Source organism: Bacillus sp. JJ1503, from assembly GCF_036965125.1.
In the GTDB taxonomy this organism is placed as follows: Bacteria; Bacillota; Bacilli; order Bacillales; family Cytobacillaceae; genus Cytobacillus.
The window spans coordinates 1-8,903 of record NZ_JBALOZ010000238.1 but is presented as its reverse complement, the minus strand read 5'-3'; the positions used below and the strand labels follow the sequence as shown (position 1 = coordinate 8,903).

The window sequence follows — 8,903 nt, the reverse complement described above, 5'->3', positions numbered from 1 at the left end:
TGAGAAAGGTTTTTATTCTTAAAGACCCAGATTTAATGGTATAAGATTATACATCTATAGTCTTTAGGATAATTGGATAAAGTTTTATTAACTAATTTATCCTAATCGGATAAAACACGGACACAAGAAATAGAGTGTCTATATACTCTGACACTCTTACACAGCAAACTAATAAGTTCTTTCTTTAATGAGCGAGCTTTTTCTCATCTTGTTGCTCTTCTCTATAATAAAGGCATCTGACCGGCTTATCAGAATATAAGCTTGAACAGATACCATTAGATTCATAATAACTGTTTTTATTACGTTATAACATGGAAAACGGAAAACTCATTGCTTCCGACTAGCGCCGTACAGCCACAATCATTTCACTCGACATAAATAAAATACAAAGTAGGAAAATAACTCTATGTTGAATTATGCCAGGGAGAAAGGCGAAATCCACTAGCCATTGGGCACTGGGGGCAAGTAAATTTTTAAAGTTCAATAAGAATTCTAGTAGGATCGGAAGAGTTTCCACCATAATATCATTTCCCTTTTTTAGGTTATTTTCTTGAACTTCCACACCTAATCAGTGAGTTTCTTAACCTCACCACTACTATAAGGGAAAAGCCATTACAGGCGAATAAAATTGTAAAGGGTTACATTACAAAAACATTAAAATAGCTAAGTCTTTACCTTGAAAAAATATCCAATTATCAATTGGGCGGCTCCTAATTTAATATTCCTAATTTTCACGTTGAAGAAGATCTACAATCTTTAACCCAACTTGAACAGATAACATTTCCTCCGCATCTTTAAAATCCATGCCAGTAATCTCTTTTATTCTGTCCAAACGATAAACAACCGTTTTGTAATGGATATAGAGAACTTTAGCGGCCTTAGCAGCATTTTGTTGACATTCCAAAAAAACCTGCAGAGTTTTTAGGAGATCCGCTTGATTTTCTTGGTGGTAATTTAACAATACCTTAAGCGATTGAGGAATAAACTGGCTCAACTCTAACGGGTCTTTAAAATGACATAACAGGCGAAAAATCCCTAATTCAGAAAAGGCTGTAATCGATTCCTTGCCATCTATCCTTTCACCTAGTTCTAATGCATCGCGTGCTTCCTTGTAACTTTCAGGAATGTCAATCACTCCCTTCGCTACGTTCCCGATGCCCACTTGAAGGGAAATGTCTTTTACTTGTTTTTTAATAAACTCTTGAATGCTTCTGGATGTGTTCTTTATATCTTTCATCCAAGCAGGATCATTTTTATTATTCTTCTTGACCTTCCAAAGAACGATGACTAAATTACTTTTGCTCGTAATAATCCCTTTCGGTAAGTAATGATGAACAGTCTCATACACCAATGCATGATTCCGATCGGAAACCACCTGCTTATTTCCAAACTCTTTAAGCTGATTTATTTTGAATACAACGGCCACAAACGAGCCTTCAAAATCCCAGCCGATTACATTCGCTTTCTGGTGGATTGATTGAAGTGAATGGATTTTCCCGCTAATAAGCTCATCAATTAAATCGTTTTTAAACTTCTTTTCAACCTCAGCTACCGCAAATTGTTTGACTAATTCAAGGGATAAAGAAGTTGCAGCATTTTCAACTGCAATTAAATCAAGTTCTTGTAATGATTTATTCATCTCTCCAATTAACAAGTACGTTTTTACATGATTTAGAGTCTCAATCGGAACGACAATTTGATGACCCATTACGTTATCTAATTGTGGATACTTCACAATTTGCCGATAGTGCGGGAACTTTATTCCTGCAGTCTGTTCATAGAAGTGAACCTTTTCAATAATTTGAAATGATGATAGACAAGGAGCCGTTGAAACAATACAATGAAAATTCCGGTCAAACAGGGCAACTGGGTTACCGATTAACTTCTCTAACGTATCGATGATTTTTTCTGGCCCTTTATCAGCGAGTGACAATGCTGTAAAGCGATCATGAATTTCTTGATAATAATTTAACTTTGTTACTTGTTTATTAAAGAGTTCATCCATTACAGGATACATGACATCAACAAATGGAATTTCCTTCGGGAGCTGAATGATTGGTAAACCCAGTTTCTCGCTGTGTCGGATTAGTGGTTCAGAAATTTCCGTTTCCACTATTTTAACGACAAGGGCACTTACTTCTTTCTCCACCAACCTCACGATGAATTCCTTTTGTTCTCTTTCACCTAAAGAACGTATGGAATAAAGGCTAGTTAAGATTACTTCCCCACCCTTGATCCAGTCAACAATATCAGGCCCTTCCATGATCGTGATGCCCTTAATATCATTGATCAAATAACGGTGTCCCCCTAAGACAACTGCGTCTTTCATGGACTCAATATTTAATAAATCTGCTACTTTAAATTCCTTAAATTCCATCAGTATTTGTCCTTTCGATAGATTAATACTGCAAAATACGCCTCTTTAACTATACAGTAATTAAATGGCGTAAAACATTTTAAAATATTTAAATAAGTAAAAAGGGCAAGAGAGAAACCTCTTTAGCCCTTTTGTCATTTATTTATCGTTTTCGTCATCCATTACGCACCGTTTGGGTTTTTTCTAACTCTATATCCAAAGCTGTTTTTTCCTTTTTTTGTTTACTATCTTCTGTTACACTAGCACGTTCCCAATTTACCAGGTTTTCTAAAAGAAGGGCAAGAATTATTCCCGTTAGTAATCCACTGCTAAGTAAAGGGCGAACTACACTCGGAATTGTTTCAAAATAAGACACAGGTAATGTCATAATCACGATTCCTACGAACAACGGAATCGCTGAACGATATGCATTGTTCGTTTTAAATTCGACCTGCTTGAAAAAATTCATTGACGAATTCAGGAGTAACAAATATGAGACAAACAATGCTGCGCTTCCCACACTCAGTGGCAATTGAGAGAAGAAATGGCCAATCGGCGGGATTAGACCCATGACTAAAAACATAATTCCACCGAGAACAAATGGAAGTCTTTTTAAAATACCTGTTTGACTAAGAAAGCCGATTGACGAAACATAAGGTGAATAAGGGACAAGACCAAATAAACCAGCAATAGCCGAAAAAATACTTGTAATAATAAAGGACGCTCTGTATTCCGACTTCGTAGTCTGTACATTGTACATTCCCTCAGTTCCCTTTAACGATCCAAATGTATTTGCCGAGTTTAGTAAACCAGCTAACACTGTTGTAATAATAACCCCTACATCCCAAGCCGGTTTCCCTAATGGAAATAACTCCAAGCTAAATGACGATACTTGACTAACCGAATTTTGAGTATTAAAAATAAGTGAATATGCAATCCAACCAATTATGATACCAATCAGTAAGCCATAACGTCGAATACTTGGCGGTGCTTTAACACTTATGATAATAACGATAATTGCCGTAATGATTGATAATAAGGAAATAGATAGATCAATGTGTGCACCTTGTGCCTGATTACCAAACGGAATACCAAGCATACCTTTCAAAAAAATGCTAATCAATTGGCATCCAAATAAAAACATAAACACACCCATTGCTGCAGGGTTAAATAGCTTAGCTAGGTGTGGCCCTATGCCAGTTACACCAATAATAAATGTCAAAATTGCAGATATAATAATTCCAACTGTCAAGCTACCCCCAAGGACAGACAACGACATACCTTGTGCTGAGGCAGTCGTACAAAGAGTTAGGATCACTCCCCACCAAAGTCCTGATTGTCCTTCCATAATTGCGCGTCTATGACCAAAGAATGCTTGCACGATACAAGCTAAGCCAGTCACTATAAAGGAAAGCTGCAACAAATTCACAATTTTACTTGGAGAAAGGTCAAAAGCAGCACCAACTGTAATCGGTATAACCACAATGTTTGTGAAAATAAAAAAGAGCCACTGTAAGCCCGAAATCCAGTTACTTGATTTTAATAACTCCTTAATAACGATCACCTTCCCTAATAGTAATAAATAATTCTTAATTGACTGCAGCTTTAATACCTAACAAAATACCTGCTAACGTATCTGCTCCAGAAGTATGTCCTATTTGTTTCATTTCTTCAAGAGCTAACGATATATTAGGTCCTTGTGATTGATCCATTACTTCACACATCTTAATAAGATGTGAATGAAATTTCCTTTCAACTGCGTATATAAGATATTCAAAGGCAACATGTGTTGTCCGGTTCCTGCCATCTTCCAATAAATATTTTTTCAGTTGCTCAAGAAAGGCTTTGTTTGTTCCCTCAAATGAAGAAAGAATTGCACAAATCCCAGTTATAATATCATCACCGCTTGGTGTAAGGCCAAGGCCCCTTCCAATCCAATAATCAAATACTGTTTTAGAGTTTATTGAATCATGACCCCTCGCAAGTTTCCGCAACATATCTAATTGTTGGATTATGACTGAATCCTCTTTTGTATTTGCAGAATCGGAATTTATTAAATAATTTATTATCGCTGCTTGATCTTCTTGCGTTTCTGCTAGTCCTATTTGCCAATCATTTTGCAAAAGCCTTTTAGCAACCACTTGGACATTACTTTTTAAGTTATTCAAATTGTACATTTTTGATTTGATGGCATGATTCATCAATTCTGCTTGTTCTAACGCAAGAATTATTCCATCCGTGAAAACAAATCTATTTGATAACTTATCCCAATGAACAGTTTGGTTTACTCTAATTTGTCGAGTAAGCAGTTGTACATGTTCCTGTTCTAATGCGATCCCAAATGGAGCCATGCCATTTTCCTGTCCACCAACATGGACAAGATGATGACCGAAGTTTAAGTTGAAGCTATTGTTAAATATACTGTGGACACAACCTTTAGGATTGTTACTAACAATTTGATGAATTTCATCACTTAAAGCATATGCATTCCACAGATGTTTATCATATTTATTCGTTCCTGTTGAATAAATCAACCAATTCACCTCAAAACTATAATATATGCTTTAACATGACAGGAGCTTTCTTAAAAATTGTTCCATAATCTCTATTACTTAATAGTGTAAATGATAAACAAGTTAGATGTCATTGTTCACAATAACCAAAAAATCATTTGCATTTTGTTAACATTTAACGTAAAATGACATTTGCGAAGCTTTTAAATGAGGGATAAAACATGAAAACAATGAATGATTTATTTATATTAGAAGGCATGAAAGAAAGTGTTGTCCTGGCAGGTCACAGAGGACTCACACGGAATGTTCAATTTGTTAATATATCAGATACACCTGATATCATCCAATTTTTAGATAGTAATCATCTGCTTCTAACAACTGGTTATGCTTTCAGTGGTGATATTCAACAATTTTCTGCATTGATTAAACAAATGCACGAATTAAATTGTTCTGGCATAGTCATCAAAATTAACCGATTCTTAAAGGAATTGCCAACAGAAATTAAATTACTTGCTGATGACTTAGCTTTTCCCATTATCGATCTTCCTACAAAGCATACTTTAGGGGAAGTTTCCCGTCATATTTTGAATTATTTAAATGATTCTGAAACCGAACAGCTTTATTATGCCCTTCATGTTCAAAAAGAGTTCTCTGATATGCTGATAAAAGGATATAGTTTGACTGCGCTAATCGAACAATTAGGTCATTTTCTTACACGGCCGACCCTATTATTGAATCATCGAGGAGAAAAAATCGCCCATAGTCATGATTTCCGAATGGATTCAATGAAAATTGTTGAACAGGAAATTATTCAAAAGGTAAAAGAAGATTTAGCTGCTGCTAGAGAAGGAGCCACATTTGTCATTCCATCAAGAGAGCATCAATCCATTTCTACCTTTCCTGTACAAACAAAGAGGCAATACCCTAGCATGCTCGTTATAATTGATTCTTTAACTTTGCCTTATCCTTCTTCACAAATGGCAATCGAACAGGCCGGCAATGTTATTTCCTTTACGATTATAAAAGAACAGGCAATTGAAGAAAATTCAAGAATATTAAAAAATAATTTCTTTGATGATCTTATTGAAATGAGAATCCACTCCGATGAAGAGATTTTAAGCAGGGCAAATTATTATGGGCTGAAAGAGAACATGGATAATATTTGTATAATCTGCTCCATTGATCCACAAGGTCAAAATTATCAAGCTTTGCAATTATATGAAAAAAAGGCCGGGGAGTTATATAATAGTATTTATGATCAGCTCGAAGATGAAATCATTCACAGTAAAATGGATGCCATTTTATTTTCGAAGGAAAAATACTTTGTCATGATTATGCAATTCTCCAATTTTAGTGAAACAGATTTAAGTAATGTAACAGAATTTATCGTAAGCTGTCAAAACAGTTTGCAGGGTGACTATTCAATTTCTTTCGGGGTTAGCAATGCAGTTCATTCACTCAAAGATATACCAACTGCTTATTTCGAATCTGTAGAAGCAATCATGAACGGCTATGAAATGAATAGGCAAGGATTCATCAACTTCTATAAGACGAAAGAACTTGAAGAATTACTTAATGTTATTCCGAAAAAAGATCTAAGAGCTCTTTACGAAAATACCTTAAAGTCGCTTGCCTATCCTAAGACAAAAGAAGATCAGGAATTAGTTAAAACGATACAAGTTTTCCTTGATTCCCAATGTGAAATTTCCGAGACGTCTAGAAGATTGTTTATCCATAGAAATACAGTTAAGTATCGAATTGAGAAAACGGAAGAAATGCTTAATTGTTCTTTTCGCGACCCTCAAGATTCACTGCGAATTCGCGTTGCGTTAATTATCGGAACCATTCTTAATGAACATGAACAATAATTTATAAACAAAAAACCAAAGCCCTGATTTTTAGGGCTTTGGTTTTTTGTTTTATTGCTTATGCATTAGCTTTTGTTTTTACGTTCTCCGTGATTTTTCCATTTTCAAAAACAACTTCACCATTGACAATTGTTGTTTTGACTTTTCCTTTAAATGTCATGCCAACATAAGGTGAATGTTGATGACGGTAGAATAAGTCCTCTTTTTTTAATTCAAAGGTTTCATTTAAGTTGATAATGGCTAAGTCTGCATCGTATCCAGCTTCAATTTTTCCTTTACTTGAAAGACCGAATAGTTCCGCTGGGTTTGTAGCTGTTAATTCAACAATTTTTTCTAAAGGCAGATTGCGTTTGAAATGCCCTTCAGTCAACATAATATTTAATGTTGATTGAGCACCAGAGATACCGCCCCAGCCTTCGAAATAGTTGTCTGTAATTGTTTTCATAGATGCAGGTGCTGGTGAGTGGTCAGAAGCGATGACGTTAATTTCACCATTCGCTACAGCAGCCCATAGATCTTCGACTTCTTCTTCATCACGCAATGGAGGGCAGCATTTTGCTAATCCGCCTTTTTCTTCTAAATCTTTTACAGTTAAAGCAAGATAGTGCGGGCAAGTTTCGACCGTAATATCTACGCCTCTTTGTTTTGCTTCTGTAATAACTTCCACTACTTTTCGGCTGCTTGCATGAACAACATGCAGCTTACAGCCAGTTGCTTCAGCATAAGAGATAATTCTTCTAACTGCTTCAATTTCAGAAATAATCGGCCTTGATTCAACAAAATCCCTTGCTGACGTTTTGCCTTCACTTTGCTTTTCTTTTGCTAACTGATCACAAATAACTGTGCTTTCAGCGTGAACTGCCAATAAAGAACCGAAAGATGCAATCTCCTTCATACCTTTGAAAATGGTTTCATCGTCAACATGGTTGAAATCCGCAATTCCGCTTGGTGACATAAAGGCTTTAAAGCCAATAACACCATTTTCGTGAAGCTCTTTAAGGTCAGCAATATTTTCTGGTACGAGTCCGCCCCAGTAATATGGATTTACGATAGATTTCTCATCAGCACAAGCTTTTTTTAAATCTAAATTTGCTTTATTGATCGTTGGAGGCGTGCTGTTTAATGGCATATCAAAGAAAGATGTTGCCCCGCCAGCAGCTAAACTTCTGCTTCCCGTTTCAAGACCTTCCCATTCCGTTCTTCCTGGCTCATTAAAATGAACATGCGTATCAATTAATCCAGGAAGAATATGTAATCCTTCTGCGTTAATTTCTTTTTCTGCAGCTGCTTCAATAGATTTACCAATAGATACTTCTTGAATTTTTCCATCCTTGATCGCGACATCACCTTGAACGACTGATTCCGCAGTTACAATTGTACCGTTTTTGATAATTAAATCATAAGTTGCCATATTTCCCTCTCCCCAACATTTTTTTAACCCTTTGCCATTGTCGATCGCCGACAATAGCAAAGGGTATCTATATATAGGACTATAAAGAATTATTTTACTGAAATAAGTTTTCCGATAGGGCTTCCGACAATTCCCTTTTCTAAATCGAACACGATATTTCCGCGGACAATTGTTTTTGTTACACGGCAATCAATTTTTCTGCCTTCATATGCACTATGTTTGTTTTTATAATACAGGTCTTCTCTTTTTACAACATAGGATTGGTTAGGGTCAACTAAAATAATATCAGCATCTTTTGAAACGGCAATTTCACCTTTATGTGTAATATTAAAGCGTTCTGCCGGATTTGTTGCGATTAATTCAACAAACTTATGAACTGGTAAGCCGCGTTGTTTAACAGCTAAATCAAACATAAGATCAACATTATTTTGTGCTCCGCTAATACCACCCCATGCTTCCCAGAGATTTCCTTGTTTTAAGTCCTCAGTACAAGGAGAATGGTCAGATGTGAGCCAGTCGATATTCCCGTTAAGAAGCTCATCCCATAATTTCGCTTGATCTTCTGCTTTTCTGATTGGAGGCTGACATTTTGCTCTAGGACCAATTTCATCAACTTGTTCAGCAGTAAAGGCAAAGTAGTGCGGGCAAGATTCAACTGTTACATCTACACCTTCTTCACGAGCTTTTAAAATAGCTTGAACAGCCTCTGACGTACTAATGTGAACTAAATGCAATTTACAACCAGTTTCTTTAGC

6 protein-coding genes are annotated in these 8,903 nt (G+C 35.9%); 1 reads left to right on the top strand and 5 read right to left on the bottom strand.

The features are described 5' to 3' along the window. Positions 1-724 precede the first annotated feature (724 nt). From V7149_RS17750 to V7149_RS17740, 3 genes are all read right to left on the bottom strand, one after another. Complete coding sequence (locus V7149_RS17750; RefSeq protein ID WP_335346937.1) at positions 725-2,377, bottom strand: PucR family transcriptional regulator; 1,653 nt, start codon at positions 2,375-2,377, stop codon at positions 725-727. A gap of 154 nt (positions 2,378-2,531) precedes the next feature. Further along, the gene (locus tag V7149_RS17745) at positions 2,532-3,920 is read right to left on the bottom strand and encodes a uracil/xanthine transporter (RefSeq protein ID WP_335346936.1); all 1,389 of its coding nucleotides are present in this window, start codon (positions 3,918-3,920) and stop codon (positions 2,532-2,534) included. Between the two features lie 25 nt (positions 3,921-3,945). Continuing rightward, entirely contained in the window at positions 3,946-4,890 is a 945-nt protein-coding gene (locus V7149_RS17740; RefSeq protein ID WP_335346935.1) for a DUF2877 domain-containing protein, read from the bottom strand. Between the two features lie 200 nt (positions 4,891-5,090). On the opposite strand from V7149_RS17740, the gene V7149_RS17735 reads away from it, so the two are divergent. Continuing rightward, the gene (locus V7149_RS17735) at positions 5,091-6,737 is read left to right on the top strand and encodes a PucR family transcriptional regulator (protein WP_335346934.1); all 1,647 of its coding nucleotides are present in this window, start codon (positions 5,091-5,093) and stop codon (positions 6,735-6,737) included. A 58-nt stretch (positions 6,738-6,795) separates the two neighbouring features. Here V7149_RS17735 and V7149_RS17730 read toward each other — a convergent pair whose 3' ends face one another. Together V7149_RS17730 and V7149_RS17725 are read right to left on the bottom strand one after the other, a co-directional pair. Then, a complete protein-coding gene (locus V7149_RS17730) occupies positions 6,796-8,148 on the bottom strand; it encodes an allantoinase (RefSeq protein WP_335346933.1) in 1,353 nt (450 codons plus the stop codon). An 89-nt stretch (positions 8,149-8,237) separates the two neighbouring features. Then, positions 8,238-8,903: amidohydrolase family protein (locus V7149_RS17725; RefSeq protein WP_335346932.1), on the bottom strand; the 666-nt coding region annotated here is incomplete at its 5' end.

Coding starts and splice junctions, on each gene's coding strand:
- V7149_RS17750 (WP_335346937.1), bottom strand. CDS start 2,377: ATGGAATTTAAGGAATTTAAAGTAGCAGATTTATTAAATATTGAGTCC.
- V7149_RS17735 (WP_335346934.1), top strand. CDS start 5,091: ATGAAAACAATGAATGATTTATTTATATTAGAAGGCATGAAAGAAAGT.
- V7149_RS17730 (WP_335346933.1), bottom strand. CDS start 8,148: ATGGCAACTTATGATTTAATTATCAAAAACGGTACAATTGTAACTGCG.